17 protein-coding genes are annotated in these 18,648 nt (G+C 44.8%); 5 read left to right on the forward strand and 12 right to left on the reverse strand.

Annotated features, from left to right (window positions below):
* Positions 1-134 precede the first annotated feature (134 nt).
* The 3 genes from K2225_RS02805 to K2225_RS02815 all read left to right on the forward strand — a co-directional run bounded on the left by K2225_RS02805 (position 135) and on the right by K2225_RS02815 (position 1,758).
* The gene (locus K2225_RS02805) at positions 135-1,157 is read left to right on the forward strand and encodes a hypothetical protein (protein ID WP_220583372.1); all 1,023 of its coding nucleotides are present in this window, start codon (positions 135-137) and stop codon (positions 1,155-1,157) included.
* Between the two features lies 1 nt (position 1,158).
* Complete coding sequence (locus K2225_RS02810) at positions 1,159-1,554, forward strand: M67 family metallopeptidase (RefSeq protein WP_220583373.1); 396 nt, start codon at positions 1,159-1,161, stop codon at positions 1,552-1,554.
* 66 nt (positions 1,555-1,620) lie between these two features.
* Entirely contained in the window at positions 1,621-1,758 is a 138-nt protein-coding gene (locus tag K2225_RS02815; RefSeq protein ID WP_220583374.1) for a hypothetical protein, read from the forward strand.
* A 205-nt stretch (positions 1,759-1,963) separates the two neighbouring features.
* On the opposite strand, the gene K2225_RS02820 is transcribed toward K2225_RS02815, so the two are convergent.
* The 5 genes from K2225_RS02820 to K2225_RS02840 form a co-directional block, all read right to left on the reverse strand.
* On the reverse strand, positions 1,964-2,629 hold the full coding sequence (locus tag K2225_RS02820) for a potassium channel family protein (RefSeq protein WP_089652745.1): 666 nt from the start codon (positions 2,627-2,629) through the stop codon (positions 1,964-1,966).
* A gap of 235 nt (positions 2,630-2,864) precedes the next feature.
* Positions 2,865-3,878 carry a cytochrome d ubiquinol oxidase subunit II gene (locus tag K2225_RS02825; RefSeq protein ID WP_220583375.1) on the reverse strand — a complete coding sequence of 338 codons (1,014 nt, stop codon included), beginning with the start codon at positions 3,876-3,878 and terminating at the stop codon, positions 2,865-2,867.
* Entirely contained in the window at positions 3,875-5,236 is a 1,362-nt protein-coding gene (locus tag K2225_RS02830; RefSeq protein ID WP_220583376.1) for a cytochrome ubiquinol oxidase subunit I, read from the reverse strand. Before K2225_RS02830 ends, K2225_RS02825 begins: the two co-directional genes overlap by 4 nt.
* Before the next feature lie 842 nt (positions 5,237-6,078).
* A complete protein-coding gene (locus K2225_RS02835; RefSeq protein WP_220583377.1) occupies positions 6,079-7,911 on the reverse strand; it encodes an ABC transporter ATP-binding protein in 1,833 nt (610 codons plus the stop codon).
* 13 nt (positions 7,912-7,924) lie between these two features.
* On the reverse strand, positions 7,925-9,682 hold the full coding sequence (locus K2225_RS02840; RefSeq protein ID WP_220583378.1) for an ABC transporter ATP-binding protein: 1,758 nt from the start codon (positions 9,680-9,682) through the stop codon (positions 7,925-7,927).
* Positions 9,683-10,200: 518 nt separating this feature from the next.
* Between K2225_RS02840 and K2225_RS02845 the strand changes: the two genes are divergently transcribed.
* Entirely contained in the window at positions 10,201-11,040 is an 840-nt protein-coding gene (locus K2225_RS02845; protein ID WP_220583379.1) for a mechanosensitive ion channel family protein, read from the forward strand.
* Between the two features lie 32 nt (positions 11,041-11,072).
* Here the strand turns inward: K2225_RS02845 and K2225_RS02850 are convergent, their stop codons facing one another.
* From K2225_RS02850 to cbpB, 5 genes are all read right to left on the reverse strand, one after another.
* Positions 11,073-12,365 (reverse strand): hemolysin family protein, encoded by a 1,293-nt coding sequence (locus tag K2225_RS02850; protein ID WP_220583380.1) that lies wholly within the window; start codon positions 12,363-12,365, stop codon positions 11,073-11,075.
* A gap of 93 nt (positions 12,366-12,458) precedes the next feature.
* Positions 12,459-13,574, reverse strand: coding sequence for an N-acetyldiaminopimelate deacetylase (locus K2225_RS02855; RefSeq protein ID WP_220583381.1), 1,116 nt, complete (start codon positions 13,572-13,574; stop codon positions 12,459-12,461).
* A 74-nt stretch (positions 13,575-13,648) separates the two neighbouring features.
* Positions 13,649-14,368, reverse strand: coding sequence for a 2,3,4,5-tetrahydropyridine-2,6-dicarboxylate N-acetyltransferase (gene dapD, locus K2225_RS02860; protein WP_220583382.1), 720 nt, complete (start codon positions 14,366-14,368; stop codon positions 13,649-13,651).
* 60 nt (positions 14,369-14,428) lie between these two features.
* On the reverse strand, positions 14,429-15,901 hold the full coding sequence (locus K2225_RS02865; protein WP_220583383.1) for an MDR family MFS transporter: 1,473 nt from the start codon (positions 15,899-15,901) through the stop codon (positions 14,429-14,431).
* A gap of 67 nt (positions 15,902-15,968) precedes the next feature.
* Positions 15,969-16,436 (reverse strand): cyclic-di-AMP-binding protein CbpB, encoded by a 468-nt coding sequence (gene cbpB / locus K2225_RS02870; protein WP_220583384.1) that lies wholly within the window; start codon positions 16,434-16,436, stop codon positions 15,969-15,971.
* Positions 16,437-16,665: 229 nt separating this feature from the next.
* Here cbpB and trhA point away from each other — a divergent pair, with 229 nt between their 5' ends.
* Positions 16,666-17,325, forward strand: a complete 660-nt coding sequence (trhA, locus tag K2225_RS02875) for a PAQR family membrane homeostasis protein TrhA (RefSeq protein WP_220583385.1) — start codon at positions 16,666-16,668, stop codon at positions 17,323-17,325.
* 117 nt (positions 17,326-17,442) lie between these two features.
* Here the strand turns inward: trhA and K2225_RS02880 are convergent, their stop codons facing one another.
* Together K2225_RS02880 and K2225_RS02885 are read right to left on the reverse strand one after the other, a co-directional pair.
* Complete coding sequence (locus tag K2225_RS02880) at positions 17,443-18,387, reverse strand: F510_1955 family glycosylhydrolase (RefSeq protein WP_220583386.1); 945 nt, start codon at positions 18,385-18,387, stop codon at positions 17,443-17,445.
* Between the two features lie 59 nt (positions 18,388-18,446).
* A complete protein-coding gene (locus K2225_RS02885) occupies positions 18,447-18,647 on the reverse strand; it encodes a copper ion binding protein (RefSeq protein WP_220583387.1) in 201 nt (66 codons plus the stop codon).
* Position 18,648 lies beyond the last annotated feature (1 nt).

Here is an 18,648-nt window from a genome sequence, read left to right on the forward strand (position 1 = left end):
ATAATCCTTTTTTCAAGGCATACAATGATTAGTACACGAATACAATTGAGGAATTTACGAAATAACCGGCACATATGTCACGTATTGGAAACACAAAAATAGTATATTAATGTGCTTGAAAAGGGTGATGAGTGATGGATCAAAAACGTCCGAACAACTCAAAAGAACTAGAATCTAAACTGGAAAAATTGTCGCTTTATAAAGAGATGCTGCAATCACTACAGAAAACCAATGTCATCGATGACTACCTTCTTATCAAACAAGAATCTCATGATTCTAAGAATCAAACAGAAGGAGTTTTAAAGAAAATGGATGAATACCATTACAACGCCGAGCAGAGATCCCAACAACTCGCTGCTCAAATACAATCCGTGAAGGAAACGGTGAACGGATTGCAAAAAGACATCGACTTTATTAAAGAGAAAATGGACCGCCTTCAAGTCCATGATTTAATGGAGAAAATGAATCGTTTCATGGATAATCAAGGGTCTGCTAAAAAAGCAGAGGAAGTGAACGAGGTCACTCGTTTGACTCAGGAAATCCAGCAGTTGAAGCAACAAATGCAAACCGTTGAGCATCAGAAGGAAATCCCTGTTGCTGAACACCCTGCAAAGCAAAAAGGAAAAGTTCAAACCTCCGATTTTCGGAAGCTTCAAAATATGCTTCAATCAAAGAGGATCTCACCACAACGAAATGATTACCATCAGCCAATGAGTCACCAACATCCCTATACGTCCTACCAGCAAAACTACTCTGCCAATACACAGGGGTTCCAAGGCCCCTCATCGTTTCCTAAACCGACGAGAGCCAAAGCTGGAAAATCAAAAACTTACGTCAACCCTCAGTTCGACTTCAACCAGCAGACAACGATAAAGGCAAACTCAAAAAAAAACGATAAAGAAACCGCCCACGTCGGAATAAACAAAGAGAAGACCACAAAGAAAACGAATATTCAATTTCAATTGATGAAACCAGAATCTGCACAAATGGCCATTTACCATGCAGAAGCGCAGAAACCAAGGATGAAGAGAGATGAATCGAACAGTGAAAATAATCAAATAGAAACCAAGGATCATTCAAACCTTCCTTCCAGTAGTGAATCCATGAAGAAAAAGGAACGATCCCTGCTTTCTATTTTCCAGCGGTGGAACAGCTGATATGAAAATACTGAAGGATTTATATGATCAGATGATTCTCCAAGGTTCTGAAGCTCTCCCCTATGAAACGTGTGGTCTACTCACTGGTGAAGGTCCCAGCGATATTCAAAAGTTATGGCCGTTAGAAAATGAATGGAAGTCGCCTCATCGCTTTTATGTGAGTAAGAAGGTCGTCGAAGAGACATTAAAGAGAATAACAGCAATCCATCAGACGGTGCTGGGCGTTTATCACTCTCACCCAACCACAGCACCAGTTCCTTCCTTTTATGATCTTAAAAATCATCCGGATGACGATATAAAAATGATGATTATCTCCTATAAAAATATCCCTCCAACCGTAAAATGTTATTCCATTAAAAATCGCACTTATGACGAACACCCTTTTTCCATAGAATAAACATCTGCCCTTCCCTTTCCACCATTTTTGATTATAATAAAATATCAAGGTTAAGGAGAGGTAAACGTGAAAGCCAGGAAAGTGAAAAGACAAGTTCAAAATAAGCCTTTTGTGAAAGCTTCCAACCAACCGATTATCATTAACACAACTCCAAGTAAAGCCATTCGTCCCCGTGGCGGATGCTGCGGTAAAAAGAGAACCTAATCCACTCGCCTCCGAATGAGAGGAAATGTGCGTTCTTATTTTATGTTTCATAAACTTAATGACTTTCGTCTACTAAAGGGCATTCGAAATTACCTTGTATCACAAACTTAACGAATAAATCCTATATATAAAGATAAAAAAGGAAGAAGACGCTCAAATTACATGGCGTCTTCTTCCTTTTTATCTATTTCTATGGCTTTTCTTATTAATCCTCTAATACGAGGTTCTTTTCAAAGCGACTGATATCTTTATCCGCACCAATCACAATAAGCACATCGCTCTCTTTAATTTCCTCCGTTGCCATCGGAGAGACGATGACATCCTTATCCCGTTTGATTGCGACGACGTTACATCCATATTCAGCTCGGATGTCAAGATCAACAAGTGTTTGTCCGCCCATTTTGCTTCCGGCTTTTACCTCGACGACACTGTGATCATCAGAAAGTTCGATATAATCAAGGATGTTATTTGAGATAATATTGTGAGCGATTCGTTTCCCCATATCTCGTTCCGGGTGAACGACTTGGTCGGCTCCAATCTTGTTCAGTATTTTTTCATGGTAATCATTTTGGGCTTTGACTGTGATCATCTTGATGCCCATTTCTTTTAGAATTAATGTTGTCAGCATGCTCGCCTGAATGTTATCACCAATGGCTACGATGACATGATCAATGTTCCGAAACCCGAGCTCTTTCAGCACATTTTCATCTGTAGAATCGGCTATAACAGCGTGTGAGGCGATATCCCGATATTCGTTTACTTTATCTTCATCAAGGTCGAGGGCAAGGACTTCCATTCCCTCTCGGCTCAATTCGCGGCAGATGCTGCCCCCGAAGCGGCCGAGACCGATGACGGCAAATTCTTTTTTCATACGTCAACCTCCAACTGTCTCGCAAAATCTAAGCTTATTCTATCATATAAAACCTTACTCCACATGCGGAATCATCAATTTCAATTTAGAATCTATCTGTACTTTGCTAGTTTTCTTTGTATTTAGAACCGTTTAGTGATCAGGCAAAACCGTTTATAAGAACGATACCCTATCATCAAGTAAACTCGAAAAAAAGCTTAGAGTCTATAGACTCTAAGCTTTTTAGTGGATGGCTTTATTTTTTACCTTTGACATAATCCGCATCGAAAAGGAATAGACGCATCAATAGGATGAGTGACGGGATTAACAAAAGCAGTCCGGCAATGAAGACGATGACCAGAGCAATAGCCATGGACTCATTGGTCACGCCACTTGTAATGGTTACATATGGGTAAAGCAAGTACGGCAAGTGAGAAGCTCCGTAACCAAAGAAGGCGATGAAAAATTGAATCATGACAGCAATAAACGCCCAGCCGTAATACTTCCCTTGATAGACTAGGAAGACAGCAATCATGAAAAAGGCTACGGATATACCGAAGACCCACCATAATTCTATCGCTCGTTGGTAATGGTCCATATTCTGCTGACTAAGCGCGATAAACGTCGTGAGACTGGCAATGATGGTCGGCGAACTCCAAAATAACGCGTATTTTCTAAGGATTTCAAGCGCAGGCTTATCACCTGCCCGGTTAGCATAATACGTCAGGAACATGGCACTGATATAAAGGACACTAACGATGGCAAGGAAAACGACACTCCAGGAATAGGGACTTGATATCAACTCTCCGTATAGGAGCTGCACCCCGTATGCCGTTTCCTCAATGAATCCACCTTCAGATATGGTAAGTGCAGTCGAAAGAGATGCAGGGATGAGTAATCCAGTGGCCCCATACAGAAACATATAAAGAGAGTTATCCTTCGATCCATAATTCTCAAAGGCATAAAAGGACCCCCTGATTGCGAGCAGGACAATGGCGATACTTCCCGGAATCAAAAGCGTTTGACCAAAATAGTAGGCCATATCCGGGAAAAATCCAACGAGTCCTACGAAAAAGAAGACGAAAAATACGTTGGTCACTTCCCACACAGGCGATAAATACCGGGAAATCAGCTGGTTGATCAAGTGATCCTTCTTTGTCATTCTTGCGTAGTAAGCGAAGAAGCCAGCACCGAAATCAACGGAAGCAACGATCAAATATCCATAGAGGAAGAGCCATAGAACGGAAATCCCAATCAATTCATAACTCATACGTCATCCTCCTTACTTGCAGCGGCTGTTTGAGGATAACGATGTTCCAACTCCAATTCAGCCGGTTTTCCTTTAAATATTTTCCGCAGTGTGATGAGACATCCCATACCGAGGACAAGATACACAGCTGCGAAAAGGATAAACATCGAAAACACATACGGAGAGGTTGTGGCACCTTCTGCTACGGTCATAAACCCACGTAAAATCCATGGTTGGCGGCCTACTTCTGCGTAAACCCATCCAAATTCAATAGCAAGCATCGTAAGCGGGCCTGTAGCTACAATTCCCCATAAGAGAAGCGGGTTGTATTCGTTCCATTTTTTCATCTTCCAGAATATGAGGAATAGGAACGAGATACCTAGCGTATAAAACCCGATGCTGACCATGAGATCAAACATGTAGTGGATCCATAGAGGGGGCCGTTCCTCTTCCGGCGTTTCATTCAACCCTTCCACCTCTGCGTTAAAATCGCCGTAGGCAAGGAAACTTAATGCGTTTGGAATTCTTATGGCATTTTCTACTTCATTGTCTTCATTTAATGTACCGAAGACGACTAGATCGGCACCTTCTTCAGTCTCAAAATGCCACTCCCCTGCTGCTAGTTTTTCCGGCTGAAACTCGGCAAGAAATTTGGCAGACAAGTCGCCGGCCACAGCTGTCAGAATCGCAAATAAAAACGTCATCGTAACCGTTAGCTTCAAGGCTTTTTTATGGTAGAGCGACCCTTTTTTTATAAGAATGATGAAGGCTGCAATACCAGCCAGGACCGCAGCCGCCGTTAAATAGGAGGATGAAATAACGTGAAACACCTTCGTCGGTGTCGCAGGGTTGAACATCGCTGCTATCGGGTCAACCGCTGTGAAACGCCCGTCCTCCATTTCGAAGCCTTGAGGTGTATTCATAAAGGAGTTGACTGTAGTAATGAAAAATGCTGACAATGTCCCACCGATGACAACAGGAATGGATAATAGCCAGTGGTAGATCGGTTTCTTAAAACGATCCCACGTATATAAATAAATCCCAAGGAAAATCGCTTCAAAGAAGAAAGCGAACGTTTCCATGAATAGTGGCAGTGCAATCACATTCCCCGCCAACTGCATGAAACTAGGCCATATCAGTGACAACTGCAAACCAATGGCTGTACCTGTTACAACACCGACGGCTACGGTAATCGTATAGCCGCGTGTCCAGCGACGGGCAAGCAGGGTATAGTGTGGATCTTTTTTCTTTATTCCGATGAGCTCGGCAATCGATACGAGGACAGGAACACCGACTCCAAGCGTCGCGAAAATCGCATGGAAAAGCAGTGTCATAGCCGTGAGTGCCCGGCTCACTTCAACGGTTTCAAAACCAAACATCTTTCTTCCCCCTAACTAAAATCGGTCACTTCTACCGTTAGTATAAAGCTTGAAAACGGTTCATGGTCAGATGGTTGTTGACGATTTTGTGACATCCTTCACAAAGTTTCTATTTGATTAGGATATTACCCGATCTCTTTTTGATTGTCGAACGTTTTGCCTATATCTCTTCTTCCCTATTGGTCATTTAAATTAACGTACGAATGCCGATAACCAGCACACCACTTCTTCCACGAAAGCTCCTAATTGTGGAACACTCAGTTTCGAGAGACACGGGAGTCGTTGCCTGCATTGAGCGTCAGGGGTGGCCGAGAAGCTACTCGCTTTCCTGTGGGGGAGCGCCGAGCTTCCTCGGACTGCGTCCTGCGGGATCTCGCCTATCTCCTTCTCCCACGGGAGTCTCGCAGCTTCCCACCCACCCCATTCGATGTATGTGATAATCGAACCCCTTTACCAAGTTGGATTGTCTTACGCTATCCCGATTGTTAGAAGCAAAAACACTCTGTATCAAGCTTTCAAAGTTCAAATCCCTAGGCATGGGAGTTTTAATTTTATACTCCAATCAAACGAATAGTTGTTTGTTCTGGAAGTGGTTTCGAGACACTGATTTAGTAAAGGGGCGGAGAGGGATGGCGAGACTCCTGCGGGAAAAGAGTGCTAGGTGAGACCCCGCAAGGCGTCAGCCTGAGGAGGCTCATCGCGCTCCCACGGAAAGCGAGCTATTCCCCGTAGCCCCCATCCACTCAATAAAAGTCTCGAAACGGAGTCTTCCACAATCCTGCCAATTAGTTGAATAAAAAAGACACCGGATTTCCGGTGTCTTTTGAAATAAACATATTTAATCATATGGCATCGAGCATTTGGAACTGGGCTTTTACTAGATCATAGTACTCGCCTTCCTGGTCCATCAATTCATCATGCGAGCCTTGCTCGAGGATGCGCCCGTTTTCCAGAACGAAAATATTGTCCGCTTCCCGTATGGTCGACAAGCGGTGCGCAATCATGATTGCTGTTCGTCCCTTGAGCAGTCTACGAAGCGCCTGTTGGATTTTCAGTTCTGTTTCGGTATCGATGCTGGCGGTCGCTTCATCCAGAATAAGAATCCTCGGATTAGCAAGAAGCGCACGGGCAAAGGACAAGAGCTGTCGTTCACCGGCGGAAAGGATATTTCCGCGTTCTTCTACTTCCGTTTCATATCCATTGTTCAGACGCTGGATAAAGTCATCGGCTCCGACGACTTTCGCGGCTTCGATGACTTCTTCATCGGAAGCATCCGGACGTCCGAAACGTATGTTTTCCATGATCGTCCCTGAGAAAATGAAGGTATCCTGAAGGACGACACTGATCTGCTGGCGCACACTATCAATCGTAGCATCTTTCAAGTCTACCCCATCAATTTTGACGGCTCCTTTAGTCGGATCATAAAAGCGGCTGATCAAGTTCGCAATCGTCGATTTACCAGAACCCGTATGACCGACAAGGGCGACGGTCTCCCCTTCCTTCATTTCAAGGTTGATGTCGTGTAGAGCAACGCGTTTGGAATCATAAGCGAATTGAACATGATCAAATTCAATGTGGCCGCGCATATCTTTCAGCTCAATCGCATCTTTCTTCTCTTCGACATTCGGTTCCTCATCCAGAAATTCAAAGATTCTTTCAGAGGCGGCCATCGCCATCAAGAGTTGGTTATACATCTGACCTAAACGGGAGATCGGCTCCCAGAACATGCCAAGGAAGAAAGCGAACATGACAAAGTCACCGACTTCAATACTTGACTGCAAGATTAAATGAGCTCCATAAGCGATAAGTATGACCGTTCCGACTGCATTGCTCATTTCAACAAATGGGCGGAACATGGCACTTTTCTTTGAAGCTGTGTTCCAGGATTGGAAGTTATCCGTATTCACACCATTGAAGTATTCTGTATTTTCTTTTTCCTGAGAAAACGATTGAGTAATACGAATGCCCTGAAGGCTTTCATTTAGATGCGAATTCAATTTAGATTGTTGAATCCGGACATTCTGCCAGGAGCGGCGGATGTTACGGCGCAGCTTTGTTGAGATATAGAACATGAGCGGCAGGATAACGAGAATCGCCAGGGCAAGTTTTGGACTGAAAACTAATAGAATAACGACAATTCCTGTCAACATGACGACATCCATCAGCAGGTTGATGATTCCATTCGTGAACAATTCCTGGAGGGAGTTGATGTCGTTCATAATCCGGACAAGGATCGAACCTGCGGATCTCGAGTCGAAAAACTTATGAGAAAGTCTTTGGACGTGGGAAAACAAATGCTGCCTCAGGTCATAGATCACATTCTGACCGAGGATGTTCACATATTTAATTCTAAGTGCATTACCGATATAACTGAGTAAATACATGATGGCAATGCCCACCACGAGTTGGATCAATAGATTGGTGTCCCCTTCAGCAATCGCAATGTCGATCGCTACTTGACCAATTAACACGGGAACAACCAGCCTCACGATGGTGGAAATGAGCATCGCAACGATGGCAACAGGCAGCAATGTTTTGGCATAAGGCTTCAAGTACGTAAGCAGCCGCCACATTTGAGCCCAGTTGAACGGCTTTTCAATCGCCTGGTCCTGCGTATATTTAAATCGATTCAAATGAGTACTCGTTTCTGGTTCATGCTTTGGTTTGCGAGCCATGGTCTCCCTCCTTTTATGAAATGTTAGATGTCTTTAAAATTTTCTCTTTATCCTGATACTGAATATCGTAAATTCGTTGATACGGTCCACCATTCGTAAGAAGTTCCTCATGAACCCCACGTTCTTTGACGCATCCGTCTTCAAGAACGATGATCTCATCGGCGTGTTTTAATGAAGAAATGCGATGGGCAATGATGAAGGTCGTGCGTCCTTTCATCACTTCCTGCAACGCTTTTTGAATTTTGAATTCTGTTTCCATATCAACAGCAGAAGTCGCATCATCCAACACGAGGATCGCCGGGTCAATGAGGATCGCACGTGCAATCGCAATCCGTTGTTTTTGACCTCCGGAGAGTCCCATGCCACGTTCACCTAAGAGGGTGTCATACCCATCCGGCATATCCATGATAAATTCATGCGCCTGTGCCCTTTTGGCGGCATCGATGACATCTTCAAGCGTCGCATCTGGATTTCCATATGCGATGTTTTCTTTAATCGTCGTTGAGAAAAGGAATGACTCTTGTAAAACAAAACCGATGTTTTTGCGAAGACTTTTCAATCCATAATCTTGTACCGGACGACCATCGACGAGGACTTCCCCTTTTTCCGGTTCGTAAAAACGGGTGATCAATTGCGTGATACTCGTTTTACCTGAGCCTGTAGCTCCGATCAGTCCGATCGTTTTTCCAGGAGGAGCATCAAAGCTGATATCTTTCAATGCGGAATCGTCATCTTCAACATAAGTAAGGGTGACATCTTTGAACGTCACGTGCCCTTGTAAACGATCCTGGTGAATGGAGTCCTCTTTTTCAGAGATTTCTTCAGGTGCTTCTAAAATCTCCAGCAAGCGCTCACCGGAAGCTTTCGCCTGTGAGAAAAGGTTGATGACGAAACCTAAGTTCATCAATGGCCCGAGAATGTACCAGACCAAACTGAAAAAGGCGACCAGTTCTCCTAGCTGCATCATATTATTCATAACCATATACCCGCCGTAGGCAAGCAAGGCTACGACCGACACGTTGCCGATGAACTCCATCAGAGGGAAATAACGCGCCCATATGTTGGATGTCGTAATGAATTTGGATCGGTAATCTTCACTTCTATTTGAAAAACGCCCGATCTCAAAACTTTCTCTTGAAAGAGATTTAACGGTATTCATCCCGCTGATATTTTCTTGAACCCTTGTATTCAGCTTCCCGAACGACTTACGGATCTTTCGGAATGCCGGGTGTACTTTGCGATCAAACCGGTACACCACAAGGGCAAGAAACGGCATCGCAGCCATTGTCACAAGGGCAAGGGGAACGGAGAAGTAGAACATGACGCTCAAACTGATGACGATCAAAAGGAAGATTCGGATCAGTTCTGAGAATCCAAAGGAAAGGAAAAAACGGAACCCTTCCACATCTGCCGTCAATCTCGACATCAAATCTCCTGTCTTGGCATTGTCGTAATAACGAAAAGGAAGCCGCTGCAATTTTTTGTACAGCTCGTCACGAAGGGTATAAACCGAGCGTATACCGAAGAAGTCCCCTAAATACTGATGAAAATATGTAGCGAATCCCTTGATGATCATGAGTGCGATAAATGCGATACATATATAAGGAATGAGACGATACTCTTCAGCGAGAACAACATCATCGATGGTGATCTTCAATACGATTGGGTAGACCACAGTAATGATGGTTACGAAAAATAATGAGAACAAAGACCAAAAGAAAAATTTTCGATATGGCCAATAAAATGCTTTTAGTTTTTTAAACGTATCCAAAGGTTTTCCTCCTTCTTATTTTTTAACGTAATATTAAATATATCGGGTTACGAAATAAATATCTACCCATTTGCAATAATTTTTGAAATTTTCTATCTAGAGGATGATTTTCCCTCATTCCAAAGTTGTAGATGAATATTTTGTTGAAGGGTATGACAGAACTCTCTAAAAAAAAGTACATCATATACCTTTCAATGGTCTTTATTATCAGCGGTTCTAGGGCTTTAATCGGTGACTTTTGCTCTTTTACTAGTGACTTCAACGATCCTATAAGAAGCATCAAACCTTCCAGCCTTACCAAAGCTTGAAAAAACTCAATCCTTCCATATTTATGGAAATTGTTTTCCTTCTATGCCTTCTTCATTCGCTACCTCCTGCCCCCTTCTCTCCAACGCATCCAACCTTTATATTGGTGTTATCCAAATAAAATTTGTGTCTTTAAATGCAAAACGTTGAATTCTACTGTCAGATTCCGATATTCTATTAGAGGAGACTAAAAGATAGAAAGGAGTTTATTGATGAATTTATTTGAAGAAGGATTAGTTTTTAATTTTGATGTCCTCGTCGAGTGGCTGATCACGGGAGGACTTAAAATCGCTGTTATCCTTATCGCCTTCGCGATAATTAAACCTTTAGGTACGAAAGCGATTGAAGCAGCGATCAACCGGATGAGTCAGCAACGGAACATTACAGACGGAAGAAATAAAACGCTGCAAAAAGTTGCTGTGAATCTGTTTTCTTATGTTTTACTATTTATTTTGGTTATGATGCTGCTCAGTGCCGTAAATATTGAAATTGGACCATTGCTTGCAGGTGCAGGAATTCTCGGTCTAGCCATCGGATTCGGGGCCCAGGGTCTTGTTTCTGATATCGTTACCGGATTCTTCTTACTAATTGAGCGCCAGATTGAAGTCGATGATTACGTCACAGCTGGCGGTTATGACGGGGTCGTTGAAGAAGTCGGAATTCGTACAACGAAGATCCGCAGCTTTGATGGAACATTGAATTTTGTTCCAAACCGTAACATCGTTGGTGTCGCCAACCACTCCCGCGGCAACATGCGTGCGCTTGTGGACATTGGCATCGGATATGATGAGAACATTGATGAAGCACTCGCTGTTCTTCAAAAAGTCGCGGACCAATTTGCAGAGGACGAGCGTTTCGTTGAAGGACCGAACGTGCTTGGTGTCCAGAGCCTTGGTTCTTCTGATGTCGTGATCCGTATCCTTGGTAAGACGGAAAACATGGAACAATGGGCGGTTGAACGTGATATGAGAAAAGCGATGAAAGAGGCCTTGGATGCTGCGGATATCGAAATTCCATTCCCGCATCAAGTGTATATTCAAAAAGAATCTTAATAATAGAAATAACCCGACCTGATGAGGTCGGGTTATTTTGTTTCTTCTTTCCACATTTCCACTTTCTTTATTTGGCCTTTGACGAGGTCAACGATCTTAAATCGGTACCCCTCTCCTTCGACAACGGTCCCCTCTTTCGCCTCAAAATCTTTCGTATAAATCCAACCTGAGATTGTATCGATATCCATGTGATCCAATTGGATGTCAAAGAAATCATTGATATCCTGGATGGCGGTCTTACCTTCTATTAAAAAGTGACCGTTTTTCAGTCGTTTGATATCCCGTTCTTCTTCGGCGTCAAATTCATCGCGGATTTCCCCGACAATTTCTTCGAGAATATCTTCCACCGTCACGATTCCGGATGTTCCCCCATACTCATCAATGAGCACAGCCATATGGGTATGGTCTTTCTGCATCTTCACGAGCAAGTCGTGGATGGGGATATTCTCGAATACTTTCATGACCGGTCGCAAAAACGGCCGGAGTGTACTTTGATTTTCCGCATCATCATAGAGCAGTTCTTTCATATGAATAATGCCGATAATTTCATCTTTGCTGCTATCGATCACCGGATAGCGGGTATAGCGGTTATGCTTCACTTCCCTTACCGCGTTCGTCACCGACTGCCTGACATCAAGCACGGCCATTTCTGTGCGGGGGATCATGATCTCTTTCGCTGTCCGGTTATCGAATTCAAAGATGCGATCGACATACGTATACTCCGATCGGTTGATCTCCCCTTTTTGATAACTTTTTGTAAGGATGTGTCTCAGCTCTTCTTCTGAGTGCACTTCATCTGATTCACGAGCGGTCTGGAAACCGAGCATGCGCACAAAAATATTTGCAGATCCGTTCAACAGCCAGATGAGCGGATACATCAATTTGCTGTACAACATGAGAGGTCTGGATAAAAGCAGGGTGATACTTTCTGCCTTCTGAATCGCCATCGTTTTAGGTGCAAGCTCTCCGAGGACGACGTGTAAAAAGGTGATGACAAAAAAGGCGATCACAAATGAAAGCGTGTGGGTGAGACCTTCGGGTAGAGCAATTTGATCAAATAAAGGTCTCAATAAAACTTCCAGTGTCGGTTCCCCTAACCAACCAAGCCCAAGGGCGGTGATCGTGATGCCTAGTTGACAGGCACTGAGATAATAATCAAGATCACTGACAACACGGATGGCATTCTCTGCTTTCTTATGCCCTTCCGCTGCCTTAGATTCCAGTCTTGTTTTTCTAACCTTTACGATGGCAAATTCACTGGCTACAAAAAAAGCAGTAAGCAGAATCAAGAGTGCGACTGCTGTCAATTTAATCGTTATTTCCATCAAGGCCACTCCTTATAAAAAAGAAGGAGGAAACTTCCTCCTTCTCTCATCTATCCTCTATTGTTAACTGGAATGACCAACCTATGCGTCCTTTTACAGTTCTCTAAGTGTTTTTTCAACGATATTGACCCCTACAGGGAGTGCCTCTTCCTTCGGTTTCAACGTGGATTGATGAAGACCTGCTTTCGAATCGACGCCAAGCCAGAACATAAACCCTGGAATCTCTTTCACCATATAGCCGAAGTCTTCACCGGTCATCGCCATGTTCGCTTCTTTGTATTGATATTCGGTCTCTTGTACAAGCTGCTCAAAGCGCTGCACTTGTTCAGCATCGTTGAACACTTGGTGGTAGTTGGACCCGTAATCGATGTGAATGCTGCAGTCGTTAGCGATCTCAAAACCTCGCGCAACCTTCTCGATCTCCGCTTTGACTTTTTCCATAGCTTCTGGAGACAACGTTCGGATCGTGCCCTCTAAGCGGGCCGCCTGGGCGATAATGTTCTGCACCGTCCCCGCTTCAATTCTTCCAATGGTAATGACCGCGCTGTCCAGTGGATCGACTCTGCGGGCAACGATTTGCTGCAGATGCGAAACAAAGGTACTTGCTGTTACGACCATATCGTGAGTCAAGTGAGGAAAGGCCGCGTGCCCCCCGACACCTTTGAAATCGATGAACAGTTCACTCGTGTTGGCGAACAATAATCCTGGCTTTGAAGAAACGGAACCGACCGGAAGTTCAGGTGCCACGTGCAATCCGAAAATGACGTCCGGACGGTACCTTTCCATCACTTCACACTGAAGCATCGGTTCTGCTCCTCCCGGCCCTTCCTCCGCGGGTTGGAATAGGAAAACGACATCATCTTCAGCGGGATTCTGAGCGAGTCGCGTCAATGCTCCAAGGGCGATGGTCATATGAAAGTCATGACCACAGGCATGCATGTGTCCTTCATGGGTGGACTGAAACTCATAACCCGTCTCTTCCGTTAGCGGAAGTCCGTCGATATCCGCCCGGTAACCAATGGTTTTTCCCCCGACGCTCCCTTTGACACGTACAAAAATACCTGTTCGCCACGTTTCTACTGTCAAAGCTTCTTGAGGAAGTTTGTTTATATAATCCAACAAATACTGCTGTGTCTTGTACTCCTTAAAGCCAAGTTCAGGAATTTGATGCAGCTCTCTTCTGATTTGACTCAACCATTCTTGTTCCAAAAAGGTCCCTCCCTATACGAAAGGCCCTGCTCCAGGAGCAAGGCCCTTCCTTCTATTCATCGGATCAAAAAAAATCAGTTATCCAGTTTACGAAGTGCCTGCATGATCTCCGTCTTGGACTTCGTCTGATCATCAATTTCCTTGATCACTTTCGCAGGTGTGCCGGCAACAAGGGTGTTCGCTGGTACATCTTCTGTGACAATCGCTCCTGCAGCAACGACCGCCCCTTCACCGACCGTTACCCCTTCAAGTACGACAGCGTTCGCACCGATGACGACACCATCTTCAATGACAACCGGTTTGGCAGAAGGTGGTTCAATAACTCCTGCAAGAACTGCACCTGCTCCGATGTGGCAGTTCTTTCCGACCGTTGCACGTCCTCCAAGGACAACATTCATGTCGATCATCGTGCCTTCACCGACGACAGAACCGATGTTGATCATCGCTCCGAGCATGATGACCGCTCCGTCTCCGATTTCCACCTGGTCACGGATGACAGCACCTGGCTCAATACGCGCGTTGACTTTTTTCAAGTCAAGCAGAGGAATAGCAGAATTTCGACGGTCGTTCTCAAGGACATAGTCCTCGATTTCATTTTCATATTTTTCTAGAATCGGCTGGATGACTTTCCATTCTCCGAAAATCACTCCAGAGTTGCCTGTGATGAAATCCTGTACTTGTTCACCAAACTCAAGGCTTTCTAAGTTTTCACCTTTCAAATAAACTTTGACCGGTGTTGATTTTTCACTATTTGATATGAATGAAATGATTTCATTAGCGTCCATCTGTTTCATGAGTAGTTCCTCCTTTATGTATCTTTCATCCTTTACTTTATCAAAGGAAGAGAGACTTTTTCAATCTTCTTTTTTTGGAATTCTGAGAATTAGTAGAAAACTCAAGACAGCGAGTACAAGTAATCCCATGTAGACGAGATGCAGCCCTGATGTCAAACCGTCTTGTAAAACAAGGAGAGCTTCCTGGCTCAATTGCTCTCTCGTTTCCTCTCTGAGAAGGGAATTGGCAGAATCGACGCTGAAAGAGGCCGGAAGATTTGAACTTTCAATCGCATTTGCCACCTGGCTGTTTAAAATCCCTCCAAGGAGTGCTGCACCAATGGCACTGCCAATCGTACGCATGAACATATTGGTCGCTGTCGCAATGCCTCTTTTTTGCCAATCGACACTGTTTTGAATCGAGACGATAAAGGAGGTTGATGACAGCCCCATCCCGATTCCGATGAACAAGGAGCCCATGGCGGCAAACACGGGGCCTTTTTCCGGGCTGAGCAGGGAAAAGATGGTTCCCCCGATGATGAGCGAGACCCCGCCGAGGACGGCGGTTGGGCGAAAGCCGATTTTTAAAATCAAGCGTCCGGCGACGGTGGCTGCAATCGGCCAGCCGATCGACATGGTCGTAAGCGTAAATCCGGCAACGGTCGCTGATTGCTCCATCACCCCCTGCACGAAGGCCGGTAAATAGCTGCTCACCCCGATGAGGATCATCCCGGTCGTAAGTGAAGTAAGGTTGGCATAGCGGATGGAACGAATGTGCCATAAATCCATCGGCATCATTGGGTCGTCCGTTTTCCTCTCATGGAAGAAAAAGGCCAGTGCACCAACAAGAGCGACAATCACCATTGAAAGCATGGTCCAGGACATCCAATCGATCCCTACTCCGCCTTCCACTAGGATAATCATCAGCGTGCTGACCGTGATGACGACCCACATGGATCCGGCTATATCCACATTCCTCTTTTCTTTGGAAACTTCTTCTTTAAAGAAAAAGAGAATGCCCAAAAACGCGAGCAGGCCGAGAGGAAGGTTCATCCAAAACACATACGGCCAGGAGAGAAAATCAACGAAGAACCCCCCGAGTGCAGGCCCCGTCACAGCAGAGATGCCCCAGACGCTCGATAAATACCCTTGGATCTTCGCCCGCTCTTCTTTCGTATAAATATCACCGACAATCGTCGTTGCAATGGGCATCAAGGCTCCAGCACCGAGCCCCTGGACGAGTCTCGCCCCAATCAAAACATTCATGGAAGGGGCAAGGGCGCAAAGAACAGCTCCCAATAGAAAAAGGCTGATTCCGAGCATGAAGATCGGTTTCCGACCGAAAACATCAGCTAATCGGCCGAAAAGCAGGACAGTCGCTGCATTCGTCAGAAGATAAGCAGAAAACACCCAGCTGTATAAGCTGAACCCTCCGAGATCCGCTACGATACTCGGCATCGCCGTGGACACGATCGTCGCTTCTATCGCTGCAAGGAACATGGCAAGCATGATCGATGCCAGCACAAGTCCCCGTTTTTCTTTGTCTTTCTTCATATGTAGATTCACCTTCAATACAAAAATAGATGACATCTTAGATGCCATCTATTCTATCATAATCAATTTATTGACTTGCTTCTACCATTGTATGTTTAAACGTTTCATGATAATGCTTGCTGAATTGTTTAAGGATTGTCCGACGTGTTACAATCCCGTCGAATTCTCCCTCTTCATTCGTCACACAGACAAACGGATAATCAATAAGCTTGTGCATCGCATCAATCATACTGTCACCAAGCTGTAGACAAGGCACTTCATCATCCATCACTTCACTGACCGTCATTTCAGATAGTCGGTTCAATTCAAATTGTTCAATTCCCAATGTTTCTTCCAAAATTTTCGTTTTGCTGATGACTCCTTGAAATTTAAAGGTAGGATCCAGTACCGGTACCGCAGAATACCCAGACTTCACTAACACCAAAAGCGCATGCTCAAGCGGGTTACCAATTTGCACGTGGGCTACTTTCTCAGCTGGAATCATAAGTTCTGAAACGAGTGGGATTCTCAATGCTTCTTTTTCTAAACTTACCATGTTCTTGTTCACTCCTCTTTTTCTTGAACATTGAAGGAGCAGAAAGAGACGCTCTTAAGACCATTACATATTCTAACACACTTTCTCCCTAAGCACGAACGCAAATTCCGACAATTCTCTCTCTAGCATTCTTCCGACTATCTAGTACCCCCATTTCTGTTCTGGATAAACCTGTTTAATCCTCCATTCTTTATAAAAAAACGATTGAAGCGTATAATGGAGTCAGTTCATGAAATTGGAGTTGAAAAATGTGCTGACACACACCTTTACAAAGCGCGAAGAAATCGCCAATGCCATCACCCATGGGATTGGTGCCATTCTCAGTATCGCCATGCTCGTCCTGCTCATCGTGTTCGCAAGTATCGGCGGCAATGCCTGGCATATTACGAGTGTGACGATCTACGGGGTCACGATGCTCATCCTGTTCGTATCCTCGACCCTTGTTCACAGTTTCCCACCCGGCCGTGCCAAAGATTTGTTTGAGATTTTTGATCACTCCGCCATCTACCTTTTCATTGCCGGAACGTACACGCCGATCATGCTCGTTCCGTTACGCAGTACACTCGGATGGACGTTGTTCGGCATCGTTTGGGGAATGGCCATTCTCGGCATCATTTTCAAAGTGTTCTTCGTCAAACGATTTGTGGTGATGTCCACGGTCTTTTATGTACTGATGGGCTGGCTAATCGTCCTTGCCTGGGGGCCATTGACAGCAGAAGTCCCTGCAGCAGGCATCACTTACCTTGTTGTCGGGGGCGTCATGTATTCGATTGGATCGATTTTTTACGTCTGGCGGAGCTTCAAATACCACCACATGGTCTGGCATTTGTTCGTGCTCGGCGGTTCGATTCTTCACTTTTTCTCGATTTTCTTCTATATTATTGGTTGATTCAAGACTCGCAGGCGCCTCCTGCGAGTCTTTCTCTTATAACCGGACGTGAAGAGATCTTCAGGTGCGTATCCAAAAGTAAAAAAACTCCAACGGCATCCCATTGGAGTTTCTTCATTACGAGACGGTTTCCCCTTTTTCTACAATCTTTTCCCAATTCTCTCCTCCGTCATCAGAGATATAGGCGGAACCATTAAAGGTGTAAATGGCCATTTTGTTATCCGTTTTGGTAAAATACATGACCGCGTCTTCTGTCAGGTCTGGGAGCGGGACATCCGAAGTGCCGGCTTCACCAATGATATAGGAAGTCATCGTCGCTTCCCCGGTATACAAGCCGTAAAACAGTTCGTCTTCGCTAAAATAAAGGCCCCCCGCTTGTCCAGTCTCCGAAATCCCTTCAAAACTCTGTCCACCATCTTCGCTCAGGAAAACCCCGGAATCTGTAGCGATAGCCATCGTTTCTCCATCTGTAGGATGGACGGCCATCTGGAAAACGCCACCCTCGATTCCTTCAGCTGGGATAGCCTCCCATGTTGAGCCAAGATCGGTACTTTTATAAAACCCTTGATCCAATTGAGAATTAGGCTGCTCATTGAACACGTAAACAGACTCATTGGCAAACCCTGCTCCCATGACGTGAAAATCACTTTCCCCGACAAATGCAAGAGGTTCTAAGCTCTCTTCAGAAACTTTCCCTTTTTGTAGACCCAGTGGATTTTGAAGGTCACTGGAGGGAATCGGGTGACCTGAAAAGAGAAATCCGTCCTCTCTCACCTGAAAGCCCATGTAATCATGAGGGTGATCAACCGCTTCTTGCCATTCCCCCTCCTGGTATATTTTGATTCCCGTATGGGCGGCAAAAGCGAACCCCTCTTCCATATGGCCAAGCCCATGAACATGTCCAAGATTTCCTTCAAAGGGTTGTAAGTATTCCTGCTTTTCTCCCTTTTCTTCTGAGCTGTCCTTAGAATCCGTTGCTTCTTCTTCCACTTCCTGACTGCAAGCCCCAAGGATAGTCGAGGCTGCCAGGAGGCTCAGTACTGCTTTTTTCAAATGACCCATAAGATTTCACCCCATTTTAAAAAATACCCCCGGGGCGTGTTACACCGGGGGTTTGTTCGTTATACCACATCGTAGCCCTGTTCTTCGACCGCTTCTCTCATTTCTACTTTATTGGCAGTTTCTGAATGAGATACTTTTACATTACCCGTCTCAAGGTTGACGTCAACAGAGGTTACGCCGTCGACTTCTTTCAAAGCTCCTTCGACAGCACTTTTACAGTGTCCACATGTCATTCCTTCTACTTTTAATGTTGTTTCCATC

This window comes from Halobacillus sp. Nhm2S1, assembly GCF_019599545.1.
Taxonomy (GTDB): Bacteria; Bacillota; Bacilli; order Bacillales; family Halobacillaceae; genus Halobacillus.